This is a genomic window from Actinacidiphila polyblastidii, assembly GCF_036353415.1.
GTDB classification, from domain to species: Bacteria; Actinomycetota; Actinomycetes; order Streptomycetales; family Streptomycetaceae; genus Actinacidiphila; species Actinacidiphila polyblastidii.
This window is the reverse complement of the sequence record NZ_JAZEWV010000023.1, coordinates 37145-59839: the sequence shown is the minus strand read 5'-3', so window position 1 is coordinate 59839 and position 22695 is coordinate 37145. Positions and strand designations below refer to the sequence as shown.

The window sequence follows — 22695 nt, the reverse complement described above, 5'->3', positions numbered from 1 at the left end:
TCCCGCGTCAGTGCGGCGGGGTCCTCACGCCAGGCCGGCGTGCGGCGCGCGCAGCAGGAGCAGGTCGCGGATCGCCTGCACCGCGCCCTCCGCGTCGTCCACCGTCACCGTGAACCTGTGCTGCCCGCCCACCAGGTAGATCACCAGGCCGGGACCGCGCCGGACGACGACCGCCGTGCCCTTCTCGGGCCGCCAGCGGTACCCCCAGCCGCCCCAGCCGCGCGGACTGATCAGCGGCACCAGCTGCGCGCCGCTGACCTGCTCCAGCGGAATGCGCCGCCGCGGCACCCCGATGTGCCCGCACCGCACGTGCACGCCCTCACCGTCGATGCGCACCGACACATGGGTGAAGGCGATCGTGCCGAAGAGCACGAGGAGCCCGACGGTGAGACACCCCACCACCGACATGACCAGCGGCACCAGCCCCGAGGTGTCCGGGCCGTTCACCGCGAGCAGGATGCCGAGCGCCAGGCAGGCGGCGCCCGCGGCTGCGAGCAGCCACTGGATACGGTTGCTGGCCCGGCCCGTCCACTCCTGGGACGCGGTGGACCCCGGCAAGGAGGCGTGCGTCATGGGACGAAGCGTACTCAGCCGGAGCGATTACGGCACGGTCCCGCGTCACGCCGTGGCGGGCGAGCCCGCCAGGACGGCGCCTTCCGGATAGCCGAGGGCCACCGCCGGCAGCTCCGCCGGGCGGCCGCCGAGGACGACGTCGACGCTGCCCGGGGCGGCGCCGGGAGTGCCGCCCGGTGCCGCGCCGATCCGGCGCAGCGCCTGGGCGGCGACCGCGTCGGCCGAGCCGAAGAGCGCCGCGCCCGGCACCGCCGCGGCGATGCGGCCGGCGACCAGTTCGTAGTGGGTGCAGCCGAGCACGACCGCGCCGACGCCGGCCGGGGTGAGCGCGGCGGCCGCCGCGACCGCCGCGTCGACGGCGGCGGCGTCACCGCTCTGCACCGCGTCGGCGAGCCCGGGGCAGGGCACCTCCGTGACGTCCGCGCCGTTGCCGAACTCGGCGATCAGGGCGCGCTGGTAGGGGCTGCCGGTGGTGGCGGGGGTCGCCCAGATCGCGACGCTGCGGTGCAGGGCGGCGGCCGGCTTGATCGCCGGCACGGTGCCGATGACGGGCAGGCCGGGCTCGAACGCGGCGCGCAGCGCGGGCAGCGCGTGCACGGAGGCGGTGTTGCAGGCGACGATGAGCGCGTCCGGCCGGTACGCCGCGGCGGCCCGCGCGCACCCCAGCGCCAGCTCCGCCACCTCCTGCGGGGTACGCGGCCCCCACGGCATGGTCTCCGGATCGGACGCCAGGACGAGGTCGGCGTCCCCCCGCATCCCCCGTACCGCCGCGGCCGCGGCGAGCAGCCCGATCCCCGAGTCAATGAGCCCGATCTTCACGCACCCACCCTAATCCGTCCTCCCGCGCCGCCGGTCGGGGGCACAGCCCCGGGCTCCGGGGCCCGACCCGCCGGGGCGACCCGCGGGGGCGGGCGGGCGCGGACCGCGGGCGCCGCGTGCGGCAGACTGCCCGGGTGATGGTGACAATGGTGACGATCGCAGGCGCCGCCCTCGCCGCCTGGCTCTGGCTGCTCGCCGCCCAGGGCGGTTTCTGGCGCACCGACGTGCGGCTCCCGCGCACGGGCCGCGAGCCCGCCGTCTGGCCCTCGGTGGCGATCGTGGTGCCCGCCAGGGACGAGGCCGAGGTGCTGCCGGTCAGCCTGGTGTCGCTGCTGGCCCAGGACTACCCGGGCCGCGCCGAGGTCATCCTGGTGGACGACGGCTCGACGGACGGCACCGGCGAGCTGGCCCGCGCGCTGAGCGCCCGGCACGGCGGGCTGCCGCTGACGGTGACCTCGCCGGGCGAGCCGCCGGCCGGGTGGACCGGCAAGCTGTGGGCGGTGCGCCACGGCATGGCGCTGGCCCGCGAGCGCGGCGCACCCGACTTCTTCCTGCTGACCGACGCCGACATCGCGCACCGCCCGCCGAGCCTGCGGAACCTGGCCGCCGCGGCGGTGACCGCCGACCTCGACCTGGTGTCGCAGATGGCGCGGCTGCGGGTGCGGACCGGCTGGGAGCGGCTGATCGTGCCCGCCTTCGTCTACTTCTTCGCCCAGCTCTACCCCTTCCGCCGGATCAACCGGCCGGGCGGCCGCACCGCCGCCGCGGCCGGCGGCTGCGTGCTGCTGCGCTCCTCCACGGCGGCCTCGGCGCGCGTGCCGGAGGCCATCCGGCAGTCGGTGATCGACGACGTGGCGCTGGCCCGCGCGGTGAAGCGCTCCGGCGGGCGGATCTGGCTGGGTCTGGCCGAGCAGGTCGACAGCGTGCGTCCCTACCCGGACCTGGGCGAGCTGTGGCGGATGGTCTCGCGCAGCGCGTACGCCCAGCTGCGGCACAGTCCGGCGCTACTGGCCGGCACCGTGCTCGGCCTCGCGCTGATCTACCTGGTGCCGCCGGTCGCCGCGGTCGGCGGCGCGGTGGCCGGTGCGTGGCCGCTCGCGGCGCTCGGCCTGGCCGGGTGGGCGGTGATGGCGGGCACGTACCTGCCGATGCTGCGGTACTACGAGCAGCCGCTGTGGCTCGCGCCGCTGCTGCCGTACACCGCCGCGCTGTACCTGCTGATGACGGTGGACTCCGCGGTGCAGCACTACCGCGGTCGCGGCGCCGCCTGGAAGGGCCGCACCTACTCCCGCCCGGAGCCCGAGCGGGCCGCCGCGCGGGACGCGGCGGCGCAGGACAGCACCCCGGTCTGACTCACTTGCGGCCGGGCGTCCAGGCCAGGCCCCAGCCGTACGCGTAGTCGACCGTGCGCTGGGGGCTGACGCCCCGGCGCGGCACCAGGTAGCGGGCCTCCCGCCGGACCACCAGGTCCTGGCCCTCGCGTACGAGCAGGGCCAGCGCGCAGACGTTGGAGTCGACGGTGCACTCGTCCAGCGTGAAGTCCACGGGCGCGCCGTGCTGGGGGCGCAGGGTGACCGAGGCGTGCAGCCCGGCGAAGCTGCGCGCGCCCTGGTAGATGGTCACGAAGAGCAGCACCCGCCGGAAGGACGCGACGCGGTCGAGGTTGAGCGTGAGGTTCTCCCCCGCCCCGCCCGCGCGGTCGTCGCCGTCGAGCAGGATGAACGGCGGCTGTCCCAGCGAGCCGAAGGCGCCGCCGAGCGCCTGCACGACGCCCTTGCTGCCGTCGGACAGCTCGAAGAGCGCGCACAGGTCGAGGTCGACCGCGCTGCTCCTGGCCCATCTGCCCTGGGGCGCCTGCCAGTCCAGGCTCACCCGCAGCGCGCCCGAGGTGCCGCCCTGCTTGGTGAGCGAGACGGCCGGCGCCTGCTTGGTCAGCGTGACCTTCGCCGGCGGCGAGGCGGCCGCACCGTGCCACTCGGAAACGCGCGTCGCGGGAACGGCCGTCGCGGGAACGGGCCTGGCGGGGGCGGACGTTGCGGCCCGGGGCGGCGCTGGGGCGGCCGGTGGGGCCGCGGAGGGTGGGGCCGCGGCCGGCAGCTCCGGCAGTTCCCCCGGCGCCAGCCCGTACGCGGCGGCGAGCCCGCCGGTCCCGCTCGCGTAGCCCTGCCCCACCGCGCGGAACCGCCAGCCGCCGGCCCGCCGGTAGCACTCGCCGAGCACGTACGCGGTCTCGGCGCCGGCCTGCCCGCAGTCGTAGCGTGCGAGCTCCGCGCCGTCGGCGCCGGTGACCCGTACCCGCATCGCGGGCACGTCCCGGAACGCGCCGCCGTCGCCGCGGGCGAACACCACCACGGAGGTCACCTCGGCGGGCAGCCCGGCGAGGTCGAGCGCGACGGTGTCGACCGCCGTCCCGCCGACCTCGGCGCCCGCCTGGCACCGCACCGCGCCGGCGGGGTGCCGGGGCGCGCCCGGACCGACGAGGTCGTCGGGCCCGCGCGCCGAACCGTCCACGAGGAGCAGCGCGCAGACGTCGGTGCGCGGCGTCCCCGGCTCTTGGCGCCGCCGGAACTCCACCTGGACGTCGGTCGTCCGCAGCGGGACGTTCTCCCCCTTGCGCAGCGTCATCGTCTCCCCCTCCGCGGTGCGTCCACGGCGCGAGCGGACCCCGGGTAACACCCCCGCAGCGCACGTTTTACCTGATCACATCATGAGACGGTGACTGTTTGACCCGGATTCGCTCATATTGGGGGCCCAGGGTCACTCACTGCACGCAAAACAACCTTCCAATCGGTCTCCCCAACGACCACATCGTGGGCTTAACTTATGGCCCATGACCACCCCCCGCGGTTCGTACGGTGGCGGCTACGGCGGCCACCCCTCGTCTGCGTCCTTCCCGGACACCCCGATCTACGACAGTCTCGTCGCCGAACGCGGCACGCCGCAGATCGCCCCCATCCGAGTGCCGTCGCCCTACTCCGCTTACGAGTCGACGGGCTACAACTCCTTCGGCGGGGGCAGCAACCTGCCCGCCCTGCCCGCGCTCCCGGCCCTGCCGTCGGGACCCTCGGCGCAGACGCACCAGCCGCAGTACCAGCAGCCGCAGCCGCAGGCGCACCCGCAGCAGGGCGGCTACCAGAACGGCGGCGGCTACCAGAGCGGCGGCTACCAGCAGCCCGCGCCCACGCCGTACATCCCGCAGCAGACCACCGCCCCGCGCGGCGGCTACAACGGCTACGGAAACGGTGCCGGTTACCCGGCGCAGGCCCCGCAGCCGTCGCCCAGCGGCTACGAGGCGGCCCGTCCGGTGCCGCCGCGTCCGATGCCGCCCCGGCAGGCGCCCGGCGGCCACCCCGAGGACCAGTACCCGCGCCGCAATCTGGGGCAGGGGTACTACCAGGGCTGACCCCCGGCACGTCGGCGGCGCCTGAGAAGATGGTCGTATGACCGCACCCCAGGTGAGCGCGCTGCACGTATACCCGGTGAAGTCGCTGCGTGCCACCAGCACGCGAGAAGCGGTCGTGGAGCCGTGGGGGCTCGCGGGGGACCGCCGCTGGATGCTGGTGGACGCGACCCGGCTCAAAGCCGTGACCCAGCGCGAGCAGCCGCGGCTCGCGCTCCTCACCGCCCTGACCACCGCGGGCGGCGGCGTGCGGCTCGAAGCGCCGGGCCGGGAGCCGCTGGACGTGCCTGTGCCGCCGCCGGGGCCGCTGGAGACCGTGCGGCTCTTCTCGCACCCGATCGAGGTGCTGGCCGCGGGCGCGGCGGCCGACCGCTGGCTGAGCGACTGCCTCGGCACGCCCGTACGGCTGGTGCACCTGGACGAGCCGTCGGTGCGCCGCCCGGTCGACCCGGAGTTCGGCCTGCCGGGCGAGACGGTCAGCCTGGCCGACGGCTACCCGCTGCTGGTGACCGCGACGGGCTCGCTCGACGCGCTCAACTCCCTGATCGCCGCGGGCGACCGGCCGCACGAGGGACCGCTGCCGATGGACCGTTTCCGGCCGAACGTGGTCATCGAAGGGACGCCCCCCTGGGCCGAGGACGGCTGGCGCCGTGTACGCATCGGCGAGGTGCTGTTCCGGGTCCCGAAGCCCTGCGCACGCTGCGTCGTCACCACCACGGACCAGCTCACCGGCGACCGCGGCGGGGAGCCGCTGCGCACCTTGGGGCGGCACCGCAACGTCGGTTCGAAGCTGCTTTTCGGACAGAATCTGATTCCGCAACATGCCGGAACCGTGCGGGTGGGCGATCCGTTGACACTGGTGGAGTGACCGGCACGCTGGTGCCGGGGTGAAGGGGGGTGGTCGCCAGTGGGTGCGTCGAAAGATCCGTCACCGCGTCGCCGCAGGAGGCTCCGCAGGTCGGGGCCCGCGGAGAGCCGCTCCGAAAAGGTCAGGCTCCGCCGGTTCGGCTGGCGCTGGCGGCGCAATCCGCTGCGCCGCAGGACCGACCTGGTCGAGGCATGGCTCGGCGTGCTGACCGCGGTGCTCTTCTGCCTGGCACCCGTGGTCGGCTGGTGGGCCGGGCAGTCCGTGGACCGCACCCTGCACGGGGTGGTGCGCGCCCAGCGGGCCGCCCGCACGCTGGTGACGGCCACCGTCGTGCCGGCGGGCGCCGCCTCGACCGCCGCCGGCAAGGTCGCGGCCGTCGACGACGGCCGCCAGGGCGACATCCTGCGCTGGACCGGGCCCGACGGCAGCGCGCACACCAAGAAGGTCTCCGCGGATCTGGAGGTCTGGCGCTCCAGCGGCGTCCAGCTGTGGACCGACCGGCGCGGCGAGCTGGTGCCGGCGCCGCTGGACGGCGCCACCGCCGCCACCCACGCGGTGCTGGCCGGGATAGCCGTGGGCGCCGCGACCGGCGGCCTGGTGCTGATCTTCCGCTCGGTGCTGGGCTGGCGTCTGATGCACCGCAGGATGGCCTTCTGGGAGCGGGAGTGGGCCAGGGCGGGCCAGGACTGGGGGCACGCGGGAGCGGGCGGCTGACGGCCGAGCGCCTCCACGCGACGCGGGGACACGCGTCGGGCCGGCGAGGAGGCGTCACCAACGGGTCTCCGTGCACGCTACCGTTGACCCCCGGTCGGCCGATGCAAGAGGTGGGGGCAGACAGCCCGATGGCACATGGCGTGGTGCAGGTCACCAATCCGAACAGCTCGCGGTGGCGCCGCCGCACAGGCGAGTACGAGACGCTCGCCGGTGCGCTGGCGGCGGCGGGTGACGGTGACGTGCTGTCGGTGAGTTCGGGCACCTACCGCGAGAACCTGGTGCTGGACAAGGCCGTCACCCTGCGCTGCGCGGACGGCCCCGGCACCGTCCGGATCGCGCCTCCCTCGGGTGTCGCGCTCACCGTGCGGGCCGCCGCCTCCGTGCAGGACCTGCTGGTCGAGGGGCAGGACACCTCCTCCGCCGCGCTGCTGGTCGAGGCGTGCGCCCCGGAGCTGTCCGGGCTCCGGCTGAACACCCGCTCCGCGGTGGGCCTGGAGGTCCGGGACAACGCCCGCCCCACCGTCCGGCGTTGCACCGTGGACAATCCGGCGGGGCTGGGCATCAGCGTGCTGGACGGCGCGGGCGGCCTGTTCGAGGAGTGCGAGGTGGTGGCCGCCGGCCAGACCGGTTTCGCGGTGCGCGGCGGCGCCGCCCCGCGGCTGGAGCGCTGCCGGGTGCACCACACCTCCGGCAGCGGCGTGTCGGTGACCGGCGAGCACAGCGCGCTGGAGGCGGTGGGCTGCGAGGTGTTCGAGATCCGCGGCACCGGCGTGCAGGTCTCGCAGCGCGCCACCGCGCAGTTCACCGAGTGCCAGGTGCACCGCACCACCGGCGACGGCGTCAGCCTGGACACCGACGCGGCGCTCGCCCTGTCCGACTGCGACATCCACGACATCCCGGAGAACGCCGTGGACCTGCGGGCCCGTTCGGTGCTCACCCTGACCCGCTCCACCGTCCGCCGGTTCGGGCGCAACGGCCTGTCGGTGTGGGACCCGGGCACCCGCGTCGACGCCAACCAGTGCGAGATCCACGACAGCACCGGCGACTATCCGGCGGTGTGGGTCAGCGACGGCGCGGTCGCCATACTGGACGCCTGCCGGGTGCACGACGTGCCGGACGCGCTGTTCGTCCTGGACCGCGGCTCGCGCGCCGACGTCGTCGACAGCGACTTCACCCAGATCCGCAACACCGCGGTCTCGGTGAGCGACGGCGCGAACGTCCAGCTGGACGACTGCCGTATCCGCGAGGCCGCGACCGGGGCGTGGTTCCGCGACCACGGCAGCGGCGGCACGCTCGCCCAGGTCACCATCGACGACACGGCGACCGGCGTGATCGTGACCAAGGGCGCCGACCCGGCGCTCGAACGCTGCACCGTGACCGGCTCGTCCGAGGCCGGCATATACGTCTCGGCGGGCGGCCGCGGCACCTTCACCGCCTGCCGGGTCACCGGCAGCCGCGGATACGGCTTCCACATCATCGACGGGTGCCGCGCCACCCTGACCCGCTGCCGCACCGAGCGGTGCGAGCGCGGCGGGTACGAGTTCGCCGAGCCCGGCCCGGTCACCGAGGACTGCACCACCGACCGGGCCGCGACCGAGGACTCCCCCACGCCGGTGCCGTCGGGCGACTCGGCGACGCCCGAGGTCCGGCAGACCGCCGGGCAGTCGTACGGCCTGCTGTCCGGGGTGCCGGAGCAGCAGGCCGCCACGCACGCCGTCGCGCCCGTGCCGGCCGCCCGGCAGAGCGAGGACGTGCTGGGGGACCTGGACGCCCTGGTGGGCCTGGACGGCGTCAAGCGCGAGGTGCGCACGCTGATAGACCTGATCTCGGTCGGCCGGCGCCGCGAGGAGGCCGGGCTGAAGGCCCCCTCGCCGCGCCGCCACCTGGTCTTCACCGGCTCCCCCGGCACCGGCAAGACCACCGTGGCCCGCCTCTACGGCGAGATCCTCGCCTCCCTCGGGGTGCTGGAGCGGGGCCATCTCGTGGAGGTCTCCCGGGTGGACCTGGTGGGCGAGCACATCGGTTCGACCGCGATCCGCACCCAGGAGGCCTTCGACCGGGCGCGCGGCGGTGTGCTCTTCGTCGACGAGGCGTACGCGCTGTCGCCGGAGGACGCCGGCCGGGACTTCGGCCGTGAGGCCATCGACACGCTGGTGAAGCTGATGGAGGACCACCGGGACGCGGTGGTGGTGATCGTCGCCGGCTACACCGCGGAGATGGAGCGGTTCCTGGCCTCCAACCCCGGTGTCGCGTCCCGGTTCTCCCGCACGATCACCTTCGGCGACTACACCTCCGAGGAACTGCTGCGGATCGTGCGGGCGCAGGCAGCCGAGCACCAGTACGAGCTGGGCGAGGACGCCGGCGAGGCGCTGCTGAAGTTCTTCACCGCGTTGCCGAAGGGGCCGGCCTTCGGCAACGGCCGCACGGCGCGGCAGACGTTCGAGGCGATGGTGGAGCGGCACGCGGTGCGGCTCGCGCACGTCGACGAGCCGACGCATCAGGAGCTGCAGCTGCTCTACCCCGAGGATCTGCCCGAACTCCCCTGAGAGGGCACCGGCGTGGGGATGTACGGCAGCCGTGCGAGCAGCAGGGCGCGCTGCTCGGCGAAGGCCGGGTCGGCCTGGAAGTCCGAGTGGCCGAGGACCGGTTCGAGCAGCGGATGGGCGGCGTCGCGCCCGTAGGCGACCGGGTCGAGCAGCGGCCCGCAGTCGACGCCGTCGCCGGGGCCGCCGATGCCGACGGGACCGCCGATCGGGTCGGTGGCACGCCACAGGTTGCTCCAGGTGTGCATGTCCTCGTGCAGGTCGCGCAGCCGGCCGGTGCCGAAGTGGGCAGGGAACCAGCGGCCGTAGAGCCGGGCGAGCGGGCAGCCGTAGGTGAGCAGCGCGACCCTGCCGCGCACCGCGGGGTCGAGCTGCCAGACGGCCGCCGCGGACAGCACGCTGCCCTGCGAGTGGCCCGAGAGGATGATCCGGCCGCCGGTCGCGGCGGTCCAGGTGGCCATCCGCCAGCTGAGGTCGGGCACCGCGCGCTCGGCGTAGCAGGGCGGTGCGAAGGGGTGGGCGGCGCGCGGCCAGAAGGTGCCGACGTCCCACAGGATGCCGACGGTACGGCGCGCGGAGGCGTCGCTGTACGCCCGGCGGCCGAGCGTGACGAGGGCGACGACGCCCGCGCCGACCAGCCAGGAGCCGAGCGACTGGGACGCGTCGGCCACCGCGGCCAGCGCCTTGGGCGCGTGCGCGGCGACCTCCCCCGGTGTGCCGCCGCCCACCCAGGCGCCCGCGACGGCCCCGGCGCCGAGCGCGAACGCCGCCGCGCAGAACACGGCCATGAGCAGCGGCGCCGCGTCGGTCAGTCCGGCGCGCGCGACGGCCCTGGCGATCTGCCGGGTCCGCGCCGCGTGGTGCTCGTCCCGCGGGTAGAGCGCCTCGACGGGCCCGCGCAGGGCGTGTTCGCGCCGCCGCAGCCGCCACCACAGGGCGGCCGCGCCCAGGCCCAGCAGGCCCAGGATCGCCGGGATCACCGACGCCTCCCAGGTGAGCACGGCGGGTGGGCCGACCAGCGGGCTGCCCGACGCGCCCGGGGTGCGGCCGCCGTCGAGCCAGTCCGCGCAGCGCTGCGCGACGCCGCCGGAGAGCACCCCGCCCAGGGCGCAGCCGAGCAGGGCGACGGCCGGGCCGGCCAGGCCCCGCAGCGCCACCGTGCAGTCCTCGAAGTCCGCGGGGGGCTTGCGGTGCAGCATCACCGCGGTCACCGCGAGCGCGGTGACGAGCACCCCCTGGGTGACGGTGATCGCCGAGAACGCCTGGGCGGACGGCAGCCGTCCGGTCGAGGTCCAGCCGGCGCGTCCCCACGCGGCGTAGACGGCCGCCGCGGTGAGGACGCCGGGCGAGCCGGCGAGCAGCAGCCGGGTGGTGCGGTGGTCAGGCGTGTCGTCGAGTCCGGTCTCGCTGCGGTCGGCGTGGCAGACGACGCCCACCGCGGTGCCGCCGAGCCCGGCGATCACCGCGACGACGGTCCACCCCGCGGTGGGCAGCAGCCAACCGACGTGCCCGGCGTCCTGCCCGTCGTGGGCGAGGTCGTGGCCGAGCGCCGGCACGCACAGCGCGGTGGCCACGGTGAGCAGCCCCGCGGCGGTGTGCGCGGTGCGCAGCCGGGCCACCGACCGGCGGCCGTACCAGAAGCCGGGCAGGGCGAGCGACGGCGTGCCCGGCGGCGGCGCGGGGCGGCTGGCGGGGCGCTGCGACTCGTAGGCGTACCAGGTGCGGTGGGACAGCCACCACAGCATGGTGACCATCGCGACCGGGGCCGGGGCGCCGAGCAGCAGCCGGCGGCCCGGCAGGCTCCACCAGCCGCCGCGCTCGGCGGCCGCGAAGCTCAGCCAGGACCTGTCGCGGGCGCAGCCGGCGCGCCCGGCGCACTGCCAGCCGACGATGTCGAGGGCGACCTCGCAGACCGCGGCGACCAGCAGCACGGTCAGGCTCAGGGCGAGCAGCCGGACGATCACCTCGTAGCCCCGGGCCAGCCGGGTGCGCAGCGTCGGCGGCCGCATCCAGTGCGCGAGGTTGGCGAACATGAAGGGCAGCAGCAGGAGCCACAGCGCCCTGCTGCCGTCTCCCGAGGTGAGGTTGGACCAGCAGTACGCCTCGGGCACCGGTTCGTCCCGGTGCCGTTCGGGGTGTTCCTCGGCGTCGGCGTCGCACGCCCGGCGGTGGATCCCCGCGGTCTCGTCCCCGGCGAGGCGTACGGTGCGCGGGTCGCCGAGCATCTGCTGCGCGGTGGTGCCGCCGACGCCGTGCACGAGCAGTTCGAGGGCGAGCGCGGTGCGGGCGCCGGGTGGGGTGTCCAGCTCCGTGGCCACTGGTACCCCCGATCCTGGTGGTGTCCCCGTGGTGGTGCCCGCAGCGGACCGCGGTGAGACACCCGCCGCCGATATGTACCGAAATCGTGACGCTGGGGGACCGGATCAGGATCTCCGCGGTCATCTTGCGTACACCGGAGGTGGTTGCGCGTGGAAGGATGACCGCAGCACATCGGTACACGTCAGTGTGGACAACGAGACGGACGGGACGGGGTCACGGGTGAGCGACAACCAGAACCTCCTCGCGGAACAGCGCCGGGCCCTGATCCTCGACGAGGTCAGACGGCGTGGCGGGGTGCGGGTCAACGAGCTCACGCGGCGGCTCAACGTCTCCGACATGACGGTGCGCAGAGACCTTGACGCGCTCGCCCGGCAGGGCGTCGTGGAGAAGGTGCACGGCGGCGCCGTGCCGGTCGTCGAGGCCAGCAGCCACGAGCCGGGCTTCGAGGCCAAGTCGGGTCTCGAACTGGGCGCGAAGGAGGCGATCGCACGGGCCGCGGCGACCCTCGTCGCGCCGGGCAGCGCGATCGCGCTGGCCGGCGGCACCACCGCCTTCGCGCTCGCCCACCACCTGCTCGACGTGCCCGACCTGACGGTGGTGACCAACTCGGTGCGGGTCGCGGACGTCTTCCAGTCCGGGCAGCGGCGGCCCGGCGCCGGCCACGCCGAGGCGACCGCGACGGTCGTCATCACCGGCGGTGTGCGCACCCCTTCGGAGACGCTCGTCGGTCCCGTCGCCGACCGGGCCATCCAGTCGCTCCACTTCGACCTGCTCTTCCTGGGCGTGCACGGCATCTCCGTCGAGGCGGGCCTGTCCACCCCGAACCTCGCCGAGGCCGAGACCAACCGGCAGTTCGTCCGCTCGGCCCGGCGCGTCGTGGTGATCGCCGACCACACCAAGTGGGGCACGGTGGGCCTGAGTTCCTTCGCCTCGCTGGAGGACGTGGACACCCTGGTGACCGACGCGGGCATCCCCGAGGTGCTGCGCGAGGAGATCGCCGAGCACCTCTCGCACCTGATCGTGGCCGGCGAGCCCGGCGCGGACAACGGCGCAGCGGACCACGCGAGTTCGGGCGGCGGGCTCTCCGGCGGGAGCGCGAGCGGCGGGACGGGCTACGGCACGCCGGGCGAGGCGTAGCCTGCGGGCATGACCCGCCCACCGCACCGTCTGCACCCGGTCGGTCTCGACTTCCTCGGCACCGCACCGGTGCGGATGGCGTTCAGCGCCGTCCTGGTCGCGCCGCCGGCGACCGTGTACCACGCGCTGGCCGACGAGACCCGCAACTGGCCGACCTGGTTCGCCGCGGTCAGGGACGCCCGGCCGCACGGCGACGCCGGGCGCCTGATCACCCTCGCCGGCGGCCTGCGCTTCGAGGAGACCGTGCTGGCCGCGGACGCCCCGCGGCGCTACGCCTACCGCGCCGACAGCGTCAACCGTGCCGGGCTGCGGGCGCTCGCCGAGGAGTGGCGGATCGAGCCGCTCGCCGGCGCCAGCATGGTGCAGTGGACCGTCGCCGCCGACCTGTCGCCGGCCGCCGCCGTGCTCTCGCCGGCCGCCGCCGTGCTCCTGCGCGCTTTCCACCCCGCGCTGCGCGCCGCCTTCCGCCGGGCCGCGCACCGGCTCGACCAGGTGTACGCGGTGCCGTCCCGGATCGGTCTCCCCCGCTGACCGGCCCGTTCAGATGCGTTCCGCCCGGACGCAGCCGCCGTCGCCGCCGGGCGCCGGACCGCTGCGGTCGTACGGATCGACCGCGGGTCCGCTCAAGGTGCCACCCCGCGTCGGGCCGCCCGGCGCGGTCCTGCCGTCGGCGAAGTACGGGTGCAGGAAGCCGTCGTGGAACCCGCAGCCCCCGTTGACCGCGGAGCCGGTCCAGCCGCTCAGCGCCACGGCGCTGAGTCCGGACGGCCGCTGGATGTCCGCGGGCAGCTCGATGGTCAGGGTCCGCCGCACCACCGTACGGGTGATCTCGGGCGAGTTGCCGGTGTCCGAGGTCTTCCGCACCGGATAGACGAAGGTGTAATCGGCGACGATCCTGGCCCCGCCGTAGGTGTCGCCGAGGCCGACGGTCATCCGCCCCCGGACCTTCACCACCGCGCCGACCAGCCGCACTTCGGGGCCGAACCGGCTGAACAGGGTGGTCGGGTCGTTGCCGGCCGTCGGATGCGCGAGGGCGCCGAGCACCCTGGCCTGCGCGTCGTCGGCGTGCGGGTCGATCAGCGCCACCACGCGGGCGACGCCGGCGCCGGGCACGACCGCCGGATCGATGCTGCCGGCGACCAGCAGGTCCTTCGCCAGCCGCAGCCCGTCGGCGACCCGTTGGCTGCTGACGGCGAAGTACGCGCTCGCCGTCGGCGGCACGATCGCGGCGGCGCCGTCGCCCCACGACTCGGCGGGCGAGCCCGCGAACGGCCTCTTCAGCGTGGGCCGCCGGCTGCTGACCGCGGCCGGGGGGCCGGCCGGCCGCGCGGTCTCCGGTCCGAGGGTGACGGCCGGCGCGGCAGCCGCGTGGGAGCCGCCGTTCAGGCCCCTGAAGGTGATCATCGACCAGGCGCGGCCCGGCGACAGCGCCAGCAGCACCATCGAGAAGACCACGAGGATGCCGATCAGGTTGTGCAGCAACTGCCTGCGGGTGTTGCGGCGTTCCTTCTCGCGCTGCCGCGCGGCGCGCCTGGCGGCGGCGGTGGTGGAGGCGACCGGGCCGCCGTCCGCCGGCCGGCTCACCCGCTCCCCGAGACCGGGCCGGCGGTCGCCCCTGGCGGCGGCGCGCTCCTTCTCCTCGCGGATCCGCCGGGCCGCCACGCGGGCCCTCGCGGACAGCTCCTTGGGCGCGCTGGCCTCGATGTCCCGCTCGTTGTCGTGGAGGAACAGCTCCCACACGTCGTCGGGAACCGGCGACCCGGACGGCTCCTCCTCGGGTCCGGGCGAAGAATCGGGCGTCACGGCGAACACTCCCCCGTCGACTCGTCCAGGCACGGCCGGGGGCGGCGACCACCGGGCGCCCCCGCAGGCGGTGTACAGCTCCGGCACCCCATTGAGGCGTCCGAGGCGACCGCCCCACAAGTCGCGTTATTGCTCTGTGGGGTCGCTGGATTGCCCAATCACCTGCCCGACCGTCTGCCCGACCCGGTGGCCGGGGCGCTCCCCTCGGCACCGGCCCACCCGGGGCGCGGGGTCGCCCGATCCGGTGAACCGCCCGGCCCGGCCCGCGACTCGGGAGCGGAGGCGCGCGCTGGCGCCGGAAAAGGCGCGGTCAGCGGTACTCGGCCAGCCGCGGCCGCACCCCGAGCAGCACCAGGACGAGGGCCGCGCCGAGCACGCCGGCCGGAACTCCCGGCCAGCCGTCGAGGGAGCCGCGGGCGTCGCCTGCGTGGGCCGAGAAGTCGGCGAGCCGGCGGTCGGCCAGCGCGTCCAGGGTGGTGGCGAAGTCCCAGAAGTCGAACGCCACGTCGCCGCGGCCCACTTCGGTGAGCACCGACGCGGCCTGCTCGGTCCGCCCGGTGCCCTTCAGCGTCCGCAGCCTGCGGTCGTCGGCGCGGAAGTGGCCGTAGCGGGTCAGCACGTCGTCATAGGCGGGGCGTTCCTGCGCGGTGGCGTAGCCGCCAGGGGCCAGCAGCGTGTCGAGCCGCCGGGTCAGCGACGCGAACTGGGCCTGGTCGCCCGCGCCGAAGGCCGCGTCGTGCACGAACCAGCGGCTCTCGCTGGCCGCGGCCTCCGCCGCCACCGCCCGCGCCTCGGCGAGCCGGGTCCACGGCCGCAGTCCGGTCCGCCCCGATGCGTCGACGGCGGCGGCGGTCGCGGTGAGGGCGGCGATCGCGGCCAGGGTGACGGCGAGCACCGCGGCGGTGGCGGCGGCGACCGGCGGGTTGAGCAGCCGCCGGTACTCGCGTGCCAGGCCGCGCTGCCACCACAGGAGGAAGACCAGCGTCGCCAGCCCGGCCGCACCGACGGCCAGAGTCCAGCGCAGGGCGGCGTCGTGGGCCTGCGCCTGCCGGTCGTCCGCCTCCCGCCCGTACACCGCGGACAGCGCGGCCGCGGCGGGCAGCAGCGAGTCGTGCATGACGTCGCCCGCCTGGACGTTCATGGAGACCGCCACGCGCGGCGGATGCCCCGCCGGCCGGACCGGGTCCTGCTCGTCGACGTAGGCGGATCTGCCGCTCAGGTCGTCGTAGCGGCCGAGCGCGTCCAGCAGCGACCTGACCCGGCCGCTCCGCGCGGTGTCGCCGCCCAACTGCCGCAGCAGATCGCTGACCTGGGCACGCCGCTGCTGCGCGGTGATGAGCGCGTTCAGCTGGTTGCCGACGACCACGTCGGGGTCGGCGGCGGACACGCCGGGTGCCAGGGCGTTCGCCCGCTGCGCGTCGAGGTCGGCCAACGCGAACCTCAACTGGGCTGCCACCGCGGCGCGTTGCGTGACAGTGGTGCGCAGGTCGCCGGTGTCACGGCGGACCGACACGGCGGCAACGGCGGTCAGCACGCCGAGCGTGGCGACCAGCGCCAGCGCCACCACGGCCCGTACGGTGAGTTGCCGGGGACCCGGCACGCGGCGGGGGACGCGCAGCCGGTACGCCTCGGGCGGGGGCGCCGGCACCGCGGGTGTCCCTGCGGGCTCCCCCTGCGCCGCGGGCCCTGTCCGCGCCCTGACCTGAGACGTCGTCATGCTGCGACGCTAGGAGCGGGCGGCCACCGACCGGTTGCGGGCGGGCGGCCGTGCGGTGTCCGGGTTGTAACGGAACCGCTCCGAAGCGCAACGCCGTTGCCTTGTAAGCGAGTTGCGACAGTGGTCCGGCGGGAGCGACCCGCCTCGGGAGCAGGCAGCCGGGAGCAGGCAGCCGGGAGCAGGCAGCCGGGCGGCCGTCAGGGCTCGGACGGCTCCTTCTCGGGCTCGGGCGGCTCCGCCTGCCACAGCGGGTGCTCCTCGCGCGCCCACCAGCGCGGTACGTAGCCGGTGCGCAGGCCCCGGCGCGCCTCGGGGTCCTTCGCGGCGAACCACACGTGCCCGGCGATCACGAGGCCCACCGCCAGCGCCAGCCAGTCGTGCACGAAGGTGGCGCCGGTGCGCCAGAACAGCGGTGAGAGCCGGGGGAACCACATGATCAGCCCGGTGCCGATCATGACCAGCACCGCGCCGACGGTGAAGGCCGCGTAGAGCTTCTGCCCGGCGTTGAACTTCCCCGCGAGGGCGGGTTCGCGGCGGCGGGTGCGGGCGGCGGCGCGCAGCCACCGCCAGTCGTGCGGGAAGAACCGGCCGAGCCGTCCGGCGTCGGCACGGAAGGCCCGCGAGACCAGCCCGGCGAGGATCGGCACCGGCAGGGCGATGCCCGACCACTCGTGCACGGTGACCACCAGCCGGCGGCGGCCGACGATCTCGGCGAGCGGCGGGAAGTACAGGCAGGCGGCGGTGAAGGCGCAGACCCCCATGATCGCCGTCAGGCTGCGGTGCACCCAGCTCTCCGCACGGGTGAAGCGGCGCACCCCCGTGACGGCCCTGGACTCATGAAGTCGGGTCATCATTGCGGCCATTCGACTTGCCGACCCATCCGTCCACGTCATAACCGTAGTGCTCCCAGTAGCCGGGCTGGACCTCGTCGGTGACGACGATGCCCGACAGCCATTTCGCGGACTTGTAGAAGTACATGGGCGCCGCGTACAGGCGCACCGGGCCGCCGTGCGCGGCCGTCACCGGCTTGTCGTTCATGGTCAGCGCGACCAGCATGTCGGGCCGCCGTGCCTGGCCCAGGGTGAGGCTCTCGGTGTACACCCCGTCGAAGCAGTTGAAGCGCAGCGCCACGCCCTTGCGCTGCACCCCGGCGTGCTCGAGGAGGGTGGACAGCAGCACCCCGGAGAAGGCGGTCTTGGGCACCCGCCATCCGGTGACGCACTGCACGTCGCGCACCAGCCGGGTCTGCGGCAGCGCGCGCAGGTCGGCGAGGGTGTAGGTGGCGGGCTTGTCGACCAGGCCGCCGACGGTGAGCCGGTAGTCGGCCTCGCCGCGGTGCGGGATGCTGTCGGACACCGAGTAGAAGCGGAATCCGCCGCCGCCGGGCAGCAGTCCGGTCACACCGGTGGGGTCCTCGGCGCTGACCGAGGCCAGAACGTTGTCGATCTTGCCCTGGACGGCGCCGCCCACCGCCACGCCCACGGCGCCGAGTCCGAGCATGCCGAGGACGACCCTGCGCCCGACGGGCGCGCCGCGCCCGGCCGCCTCGGGACTGTGCGCCCCGGGATTCCGCGCCCCGGTTCCGGTGGCGTCGGGTCCGCCGGCGCGAGGGCCTGTGGCGCGGGGTCCGGTGGCGTCCGGTCCCGCGGTGTCGGGTGCTGCGGCCGCGGCTTCCCCGGCGCGGTGGGCCCTGGCCGGGGTGCCCGACGGACCGGCCGTGGTGTCGTCCATGCACCGATTCGAACACGGCGGACGGCACGTGACCAGGTTCGGCGGCCGATGTCAGCAATTCGTCATAACCACCCGGTCAGATCTTTGCCAGCAGCATGCTCAGCGCCCGGTTGAACTCGGCCGGCCGCTCCAGGTTGGGCAGGTGGCCCGCGCCCTCGATGACGGCGAGCCGCGCGCCGGGGATGCGGTCGTGCAGGAACCGGGCGTCGGAGACCGGGGTGAAGACGTCGTCGCGCCCGACGACGACGAGCGTCGGCACGGCCACGCCGGCCAGCATGGCGGTGTAGTCAGGGCGCTCCGCACGGCCGCGCAGCGCCGCGGCCGCCCCCTGCGGCGGAGCGCCGAGCATCATCCGCAGCACGTGCGCCGCCACGTCCGGCAGGTCCCGTACGGTCGCGGGGGCCACCATGGAGTCCAGCACGGCGTGCGCGTAGCCGGACATGCCGTCGCGCAGCAGCGCGTCCGCCCGGTCGTTGCGCTCCTTCCTGCCCTGCGGGGTCTCGGCCTGGGCGAAAGTGTCGGCCAGCACCAGGCCGGCGACGCGCTCGGGGAAGAGCCGGTGGAACTCCAGCACGATCTGGCCGCCCATGGACAGCCCGCACAGCGCGGCGCGCTCGATCCCGAGGTGGTCGAGCAGCGCGGCCAGGTCACGCGCGAAGGTGTCCAGCGGGGTGATCCCCGGCACCACGGTGCTCCGCCCGTAGCCGCGCAGGTCCGGTGCGATCATCCGGTGCCGGGCGCCGAGCGCGTGCAATTGCGGCGCCCACATGGTCCGGTCGAAGGGGTGGCCGTGGACCATCAGCACCGGCACGCCTGCCGCTCCCGCGCCACCCACCCCGGTGCCGTCAGGGGCTGCTCCGGGGCCGTCCCCGTCGGTGTCGTCGAAGCCCATCCGGATGCCGCCCGCGAACACGCTGCCCATCTGCCCGACCTCTTCTCCGTACGCCTTGCCCGATGCTATGAGTGGCCCCGTGCGAGAGCAATCCCTATATTGATCTCGGTGCAATGTCAGGAGTTGCCTCGGGAGCGGCTCGGGCCTGCCCAGGGAGTGCCTGGGGCTGTCCCGTGCTGTGTCGGGGACGGCTCGAAGGCGCCTCGGAGGCGGCAGGACCGGGGTCGGCGAGGAGTGGAGTGTGCGCGGTGCGGGATTTCCGGCGGGTGGCGGACGCGGTCGCCGCGCAGATCGCGGCAGGACGGCTGCGGGCGGGCGAACGCCTGCCGACGCAGCGGGCGTTCGCCCGCCGGCACGGCATCGCGGACTCCACCGCGAGCCGGGTGTACGCGGAGCTGGCCCGCAGAGGACTGGTCGTCGGCGAGGTCGGGCGCGGCACCTTCGTCCGGGCGACGGCGCCGCCCGCCGGTCCCGCGCTCGCCGAGCCGACCGCCGCGGCCCGCGTCGACCTGGAGCTGAACTACCCCGTGGTGGCGGGCCAGTCGGCGATGCTCGGCGCGAGCCTCGCCCGCCTGGCCAGGCCCGACGTGCTGGAGGCGGCGCTGCGTCCGGCGGGGGCGGCAGGCACCGCAGCCGCACGCAGGGCCACCGCCTCGCTGCTCGCCCGCCAGGGCTGGACGCCGGACCCCGACACGGTCCTCTTCGCTGGGAACGGCCGCCAGGCGATCGCCGCCGCGCTGGCCGCGCTGGTGCCCACCGGCGGCAGGCTGGGCGTCGAGGCGTTCACGTACCCGGTGGTCAAGGCGCTCGCCGGCCGGCTCGGGATCACGCTCGTCCCGCTGGCCTGCGACGCCCACGGCCTGAGCGCGCAGGCGCTGCTCGCCGCGCACCGGGAGGCGCCGCTCGCCGCCGTGTACCTCCAGCCGACCCTGCACAACCCGCTCACCACCACCATGCCGGACGCCCGGCGCGCCGAACTGGCCGCCGCCCTGCGGGAGACGGACGGCGTGGCCGTCGAGGACGCGATCTGGTCCTTCCTGCGCGAGGACGACGCCCCGCCGCCGCTCGCCGGATACGCGCCGGAGCGGGTGATCCTCGCCGACAGCCTCTCCAAGCGCCTGGCGCCCGGTCTCACGCTCGGCTTCGCGCTGGCGCCTCCCCCGCTCGCCGGCCGTCTGGCGACCGCACTGCGCTCCGGCGCCTGGACGGCGACGGGTTACGCCCTGGAGGCCGCGACGGGCTGGCTCACCGACGGCACCGCGACGGCCGTCGCCGCGGCCAAGCGCGCCGACGCGGAGGACCGGCAGGGCATCGCCGCGGCCGCCCTCGCCGGATACGCCCTGCGCACCGACCCGCGGTCGTACTTCTGCTGGTGGGACCTGCCCGAGCCGTGGCGCGCCGACACCTTCACCGCGGCGGCCGCCCGCAACGGCATCGCCGTGACCCCGGCGGCGTCCTTCGCGGTCGGACCGCACCGGGCGCCGAACGCCGTGCGGATCGGCCTCGCCTCTCCCCCGCCGGCGGTCCTGGAACAGACCCTGGGCGTCCTCGCCGCGATCGCCCGCGGCACCCCTGAGGACTCCACGCCGGAGTGAGCCGCACCCGGGACCTGCGCGGCGATGCCCCGGCGGGCGCTTCCGGTGCGTCCGCACCGCCCCCGACTCCGCGGGCGCACCCCGGGCGCGGGTTGCCGCATCCCCCGTGACGACTTGCGCTCCGGGGTCCCCCGGGTCACCCTGAAGACGCATCACGGAGTACTGCAGCAGTCACTCTACGCATTTTCGCTCAGGTGTTTCCCATCGGAGCGGCGCACAGGCCCCGGACCGCGCACGCGGTGACCGGCCCTCGCCGCGGAGGGAGTCGCAGCCGTGATCATGCAAGAAGACCAAGCCGATCCAGCGGCCAGGGAGTGCGCGCTCGAACTCGAAGCGCATCCTTACCGCATCCAGCAGATCCGCCGCATCGTGTCGGCCCAACTGCGTTACTGGCGCCTCGATCCGCTCATCGACGCGGCGGCCACCGGCATCAGCGAGCTGCTGGCCAACGTGCACCGCCACGCCGTGCCGGACAAGCGGTGCGCGGTGAAGCTCACGCTGGCCGTCGACCGGCTGACCGTCGCCGTCGCCGACCACGACCCGCGGCTGCCGCACCCGCAGCCGGTCGAGCCGACCGCCACCACCGGCCGCGGCCTGGCCATGGTCGAGGCGATGAGCGACGGCTGGGGCACCGACCTGCTGCCGCAGGAGACGGGCAAGGTCGTGTGGTTCGTCCTGCGCACGCCGATGGCCGTGCCGACCCTGGTGCCGCTGAAGGCCGCGGTGCTGCCGGTGGAGCGGACCGCTCCGGAACGCATCGCCGTGGCAGCCGCGGTCGCCTGAACAGGACCCGACAGACCGGCCGCCGGCTCCCCCGCAAGGGGAGCCGGCGGCCGGGTCGTGGGGGACCCGTCACCGCGGTGCCGCCCATGTCGTGCACGGCCCGGCCCAGCAGGCCGCGCACCTCGCCGCCCGCGCGCGAGTCCAGATTGCCGGTCGCCCGGAGCCCGGTCACCCAGCGCCCCCGGCTCGGTGTCGCCGATGCAGGCGGCGCCGGAGGTGAGCGTGTCGAGAGCGGCTCCACCTTCGACGCGCCGGCCACCCGCGCCGCGGTGGGCGACGCGGTCACGGTCGCCGCGTTCACGGCGCGCCGCCCCTGCCGCCGCGCCGCTCGCCCCGGAAGTCATGGCCGAACCGCTCGTCGAGCACCGACAGCCGGCGCCCGTACTCGTCCTCGTCGATCTCGCCCGCCGCGAACCTGCGGCCGAGCACGGCGATCGGCGAGTGCTCGCCGGTCGTCGCCCGCAGGTGCCACGGACCGCCGCGTCCCCACCACGCGGTGCGCCGCAGCACGGTGATCAGGGCGGCGACTGCGGCCACCCAGATCAGCGGGAAGAACAGGATCCACGGGCCGGGCCCGCCGTCGTGCCACGCCAGCGTGGTCATCGCAACTCGTCTCCTCGGTTCGGTGCGGGTCCCTCCCGCACCATCGAGCCTGGCTTCCGCGCGCGACGGAATCGTCGTCCCGCCAGCGGCACATGGGCTGCTCCGGGCGGAGTACGCGGCGCCGGGCCGGCTGCTCCCGCCGGGGCCGCTCCCCGCGCGTACCCGGCCTCGGCCCGAGCCCGGTGTCAGAGCTGCCGCCTAGGCTGAGGATCATGTGGCGCTGCGCGGGACTCCGGTGGCGGGGTGGCGGTCCCGCGTGGGCGTGGTGGCACCCCGAGCACGGCGAGCGGAGCAGCCCGCAGCCGGTGGGCAGCACCCTCGCCTTCGCTCTCGCGCACGACGCGGAGCGCCGCTGCACCGGTGTGCGGCGCGGCAGCCGCCGCCTCCCCTGCCCGTACGCCGCCGCGGTGCCGTCCGAGGCCCGGCGCGACCAGTGCGAGGAGTGCTCCGCACTGGACAGGTCGTCGTCCGTGGCCGCCGACACCCGCGCCGACGATCCGCAGCCCTATGCCGTCTACCTCGCCTGCTTCGGGCCGGGCCTGCACAAGGTGGGCATCACCGCTGTGGCCCGCGGTGACGCCCGGCTGCTCGAACAGGGCGCCCTCGCCTTCACCTTCCTCGGCCAGGGGCCGCTGATGACGGCGCGCCGCACCGAGGCGGTGCTCGGCGCCGCCCTCGGCGTGCCGGACCGGGTGCGCTCGGCCGCGAAGTCCGCGGCCCGCCGCGAGGTGCCCCCGGCCGCCGAGCGGGAGGAGTCCCTGCGGCAGCTCCACGCGTCGGTGCTCGCCCTCCGCGACCGGCTCCCGTCCTCCCTCGGCCTGCTCCCCCTCCACGTCGTCGACCACGCCGCCCGCTTCGGGCTGCGCCCGGGCGCGGCGGACCGGGCGGCCCCCGTCGCCGAGGTCACCGCGATGGCGCCCGGCAGCGCGCTGCGGGCGGAGGTCACCGCGGTCGTCGGCCACGACCTCGAACTGCGCTGCCCCGACGGCCGGGTGCTCCTCCTCGACGCGCGGCTCGCCTCCGGCTGGCCGCTCCACCGCGCCGCGCCGGACGCGGTCCCGCGCGTCCTGACGCGCCCCCTCCCCACGGCCGTCGCGCCGCCCCTCTTCTGACGCCGCGGCGTCCTCCCGTTTTTCCTCCCTCGCGCCCACCCGTTGAACCCCTCCGTCGGCTCGGCGCCCCTGGGGCGCCGCCATGG

At 75.5% G+C, this 22695-nt stretch carries 20 protein-coding genes; 10 read left to right on the top strand and 10 right to left on the bottom strand.

Annotation, left to right across the window (positions count from 1 at the left end; translation table 11 throughout):
• Positions 1-24 precede the first annotated feature (24 nt).
• Both V2S66_RS23765 and V2S66_RS23760 read right to left on the bottom strand, forming a co-directional pair.
• Positions 25-573: a hypothetical protein gene (locus V2S66_RS23765; protein WP_330798208.1), complete on the bottom strand. Its 549-nt coding sequence runs from the start codon at positions 571-573 to the stop codon at positions 25-27.
• 45 nt (positions 574-618) lie between these two features.
• On the bottom strand, positions 619-1392 hold the full coding sequence (locus V2S66_RS23760) for a glutamate racemase (protein WP_330798207.1): 774 nt from the start codon (positions 1390-1392) through the stop codon (positions 619-621).
• A 146-nt stretch (positions 1393-1538) separates the two neighbouring features.
• Here V2S66_RS23760 and V2S66_RS23755 point away from each other — a divergent pair, with 146 nt between their 5' ends.
• The gene (locus tag V2S66_RS23755) at positions 1539-2744 is read left to right on the top strand and encodes a glycosyltransferase (RefSeq protein WP_330798206.1); all 1206 of its coding nucleotides are present in this window, start codon (positions 1539-1541) and stop codon (positions 2742-2744) included.
• Position 2745: 1 nt separating this feature from the next.
• On the opposite strand, the gene V2S66_RS23750 is transcribed toward V2S66_RS23755, so the two are convergent.
• Positions 2746-4017 (bottom strand): TerD family protein, encoded by a 1272-nt coding sequence (locus V2S66_RS23750; RefSeq protein ID WP_330798205.1) that lies wholly within the window; start codon positions 4015-4017, stop codon positions 2746-2748.
• Between the two features lie 205 nt (positions 4018-4222).
• Here V2S66_RS23750 and V2S66_RS23745 point away from each other — a divergent pair, with 205 nt between their 5' ends.
• The 4 genes from V2S66_RS23745 (at position 4223) to V2S66_RS23730 (ending at position 8920) form a co-directional block, all read left to right on the top strand.
• Complete coding sequence (locus V2S66_RS23745) at positions 4223-4795, top strand: DUF6643 family protein (protein ID WP_330798204.1); 573 nt, start codon at positions 4223-4225, stop codon at positions 4793-4795.
• Between the two features lie 37 nt (positions 4796-4832).
• Entirely contained in the window at positions 4833-5660 is an 828-nt protein-coding gene (locus tag V2S66_RS23740; RefSeq protein WP_330798203.1) for an MOSC domain-containing protein, read from the top strand.
• A 39-nt stretch (positions 5661-5699) separates the two neighbouring features.
• The gene (locus V2S66_RS23735; protein ID WP_330798202.1) at positions 5700-6374 is read left to right on the top strand and encodes an Rv1733c family protein; all 675 of its coding nucleotides are present in this window, start codon (positions 5700-5702) and stop codon (positions 6372-6374) included.
• A gap of 128 nt (positions 6375-6502) precedes the next feature.
• The gene (locus tag V2S66_RS23730) at positions 6503-8920 is read left to right on the top strand and encodes a right-handed parallel beta-helix repeat-containing protein (RefSeq protein WP_330798284.1); all 2418 of its coding nucleotides are present in this window, start codon (positions 6503-6505) and stop codon (positions 8918-8920) included.
• On the opposite strand, the gene V2S66_RS23725 is transcribed toward V2S66_RS23730, so the two are convergent.
• A complete protein-coding gene (locus V2S66_RS23725) occupies positions 8890-11235 on the bottom strand; it encodes a hypothetical protein (protein ID WP_330798201.1) in 2346 nt (781 codons plus the stop codon). The two genes, V2S66_RS23730 and V2S66_RS23725, sit on opposite strands and share 31 nt — an antisense overlap.
• A 220-nt stretch (positions 11236-11455) precedes the next feature.
• Here V2S66_RS23725 and V2S66_RS23720 point away from each other — a divergent pair, with 220 nt between their 5' ends.
• A complete protein-coding gene (locus tag V2S66_RS23720) occupies positions 11456-12373 on the top strand; it encodes a DeoR/GlpR family DNA-binding transcription regulator (RefSeq protein ID WP_330798199.1) in 918 nt (305 codons plus the stop codon).
• Between the two features lie 9 nt (positions 12374-12382).
• Positions 12383-12904 carry an SRPBCC family protein gene (locus V2S66_RS23715; protein WP_330798198.1) on the top strand — a complete coding sequence of 174 codons (522 nt, stop codon included), beginning with the start codon at positions 12383-12385 and terminating at the stop codon, positions 12902-12904.
• A gap of 9 nt (positions 12905-12913) precedes the next feature.
• Here the strand turns inward: V2S66_RS23715 and V2S66_RS23710 are convergent, their stop codons facing one another.
• The 5 genes from V2S66_RS23710 to V2S66_RS23690 all read right to left on the bottom strand — a co-directional run bounded on the left by V2S66_RS23710 (position 12914) and on the right by V2S66_RS23690 (position 18546).
• The gene (locus tag V2S66_RS23710) at positions 12914-14176 is read right to left on the bottom strand and encodes a hypothetical protein (protein ID WP_330798196.1); all 1263 of its coding nucleotides are present in this window, start codon (positions 14174-14176) and stop codon (positions 12914-12916) included.
• A gap of 310 nt (positions 14177-14486) precedes the next feature.
• Entirely contained in the window at positions 14487-15893 is a 1407-nt protein-coding gene (locus V2S66_RS23705) for a hypothetical protein (RefSeq protein WP_330798194.1), read from the bottom strand.
• Positions 15894-16090: 197 nt separating this feature from the next.
• Positions 16091-16747, bottom strand: a complete 657-nt coding sequence (locus tag V2S66_RS23700) for a cytochrome b/b6 domain-containing protein (RefSeq protein WP_413966469.1) — start codon at positions 16745-16747, stop codon at positions 16091-16093.
• Positions 16728-17624 carry a molybdopterin-dependent oxidoreductase gene (locus V2S66_RS23695; protein ID WP_330798192.1) on the bottom strand — a complete coding sequence of 299 codons (897 nt, stop codon included), beginning with the start codon at positions 17622-17624 and terminating at the stop codon, positions 16728-16730. The genes V2S66_RS23700 and V2S66_RS23695 overlap by 20 nt, the downstream gene beginning before the upstream one ends.
• 76 nt (positions 17625-17700) lie before the next feature.
• Entirely contained in the window at positions 17701-18546 is an 846-nt protein-coding gene (locus V2S66_RS23690) for an alpha/beta fold hydrolase (RefSeq protein WP_413966468.1), read from the bottom strand.
• Positions 18547-18764: 218 nt separating this feature from the next.
• Here V2S66_RS23690 and V2S66_RS23685 point away from each other — a divergent pair, with 218 nt between their 5' ends.
• Together V2S66_RS23685 and V2S66_RS23680 are read left to right on the top strand one after the other, a co-directional pair.
• Positions 18765-20111, top strand: coding sequence for an aminotransferase-like domain-containing protein (locus V2S66_RS23685; RefSeq protein WP_330798191.1), 1347 nt, complete (start codon positions 18765-18767; stop codon positions 20109-20111).
• A 279-nt stretch (positions 20112-20390) separates the two neighbouring features.
• Complete coding sequence (locus V2S66_RS23680) at positions 20391-20894, top strand: ATP-binding protein (RefSeq protein ID WP_330798279.1); 504 nt, start codon at positions 20391-20393, stop codon at positions 20892-20894.
• A gap of 297 nt (positions 20895-21191) precedes the next feature.
• Here V2S66_RS23680 and V2S66_RS23675 read toward each other — a convergent pair whose 3' ends face one another.
• Positions 21192-21497 (bottom strand): SHOCT domain-containing protein, encoded by a 306-nt coding sequence (locus tag V2S66_RS23675; protein ID WP_330798189.1) that lies wholly within the window; start codon positions 21495-21497, stop codon positions 21192-21194.
• Positions 21498-21709: 212 nt separating this feature from the next.
• Here V2S66_RS23675 and V2S66_RS23670 point away from each other — a divergent pair, with 212 nt between their 5' ends.
• Positions 21710-22609: a DUF2797 domain-containing protein gene (locus V2S66_RS23670; protein ID WP_330798187.1), complete on the top strand. Its 900-nt coding sequence runs from the start codon at positions 21710-21712 to the stop codon at positions 22607-22609.
• The last annotated feature ends 86 nt before the right edge of the window (positions 22610-22695 follow it).

Bases quoted from the DNA above. Each gene is read 5' to 3' on its own strand.
- V2S66_RS23765 (WP_330798208.1), bottom strand. From the start codon at position 573: ATGACGCACGCCTCCTTGCCGGGGTCCACCGCGTCCCAGGAGTGGACG.
- V2S66_RS23755 (WP_330798206.1), top strand. From the start codon at position 1,539: ATGGTGACGATCGCAGGCGCCGCCCTCGCCGCCTGGCTCTGGCTGCTC.
- V2S66_RS23750 (WP_330798205.1), bottom strand. From the start codon at position 4,017: ATGACGCTGCGCAAGGGGGAGAACGTCCCGCTGCGGACGACCGACGTC.
- V2S66_RS23745 (WP_330798204.1), top strand. From the start codon at position 4,223: ATGACCACCCCCCGCGGTTCGTACGGTGGCGGCTACGGCGGCCACCCC.
- V2S66_RS23740 (WP_330798203.1), top strand. From the start codon at position 4,833: ATGACCGCACCCCAGGTGAGCGCGCTGCACGTATACCCGGTGAAGTCG.
- V2S66_RS23730 (WP_330798284.1), top strand. From the start codon at position 6,503: ATGGCACATGGCGTGGTGCAGGTCACCAATCCGAACAGCTCGCGGTGG.
- V2S66_RS23715 (WP_330798198.1), top strand. From the start codon at position 12,383: ATGACCCGCCCACCGCACCGTCTGCACCCGGTCGGTCTCGACTTCCTC.
- V2S66_RS23705 (WP_330798194.1), bottom strand. From the start codon at position 15,893: ATGACGACGTCTCAGGTCAGGGCGCGGACAGGGCCCGCGGCGCAGGGG.
- V2S66_RS23700 (WP_413966469.1), bottom strand. From the start codon at position 16,747: ATGATGACCCGACTTCATGAGTCCAGGGCCGTCACGGGGGTGCGCCGC.
- V2S66_RS23695 (WP_330798192.1), bottom strand. From the start codon at position 17,624: ATGGACGACACCACGGCCGGTCCGTCGGGCACCCCGGCCAGGGCCCAC.
- V2S66_RS23690 (WP_413966468.1), bottom strand. From the start codon at position 18,546: ATGGGCAGCGTGTTCGCGGGCGGCATCCGGATGGGCTTCGACGACACC.
- V2S66_RS23680 (WP_330798279.1), top strand. From the start codon at position 20,391: ATGCAAGAAGACCAAGCCGATCCAGCGGCCAGGGAGTGCGCGCTCGAA.
- V2S66_RS23675 (WP_330798189.1), bottom strand. From the start codon at position 21,497: ATGACCACGCTGGCGTGGCACGACGGCGGGCCCGGCCCGTGGATCCTG.
- V2S66_RS23670 (WP_330798187.1), top strand. From the start codon at position 21,710: ATGTGGCGCTGCGCGGGACTCCGGTGGCGGGGTGGCGGTCCCGCGTGG.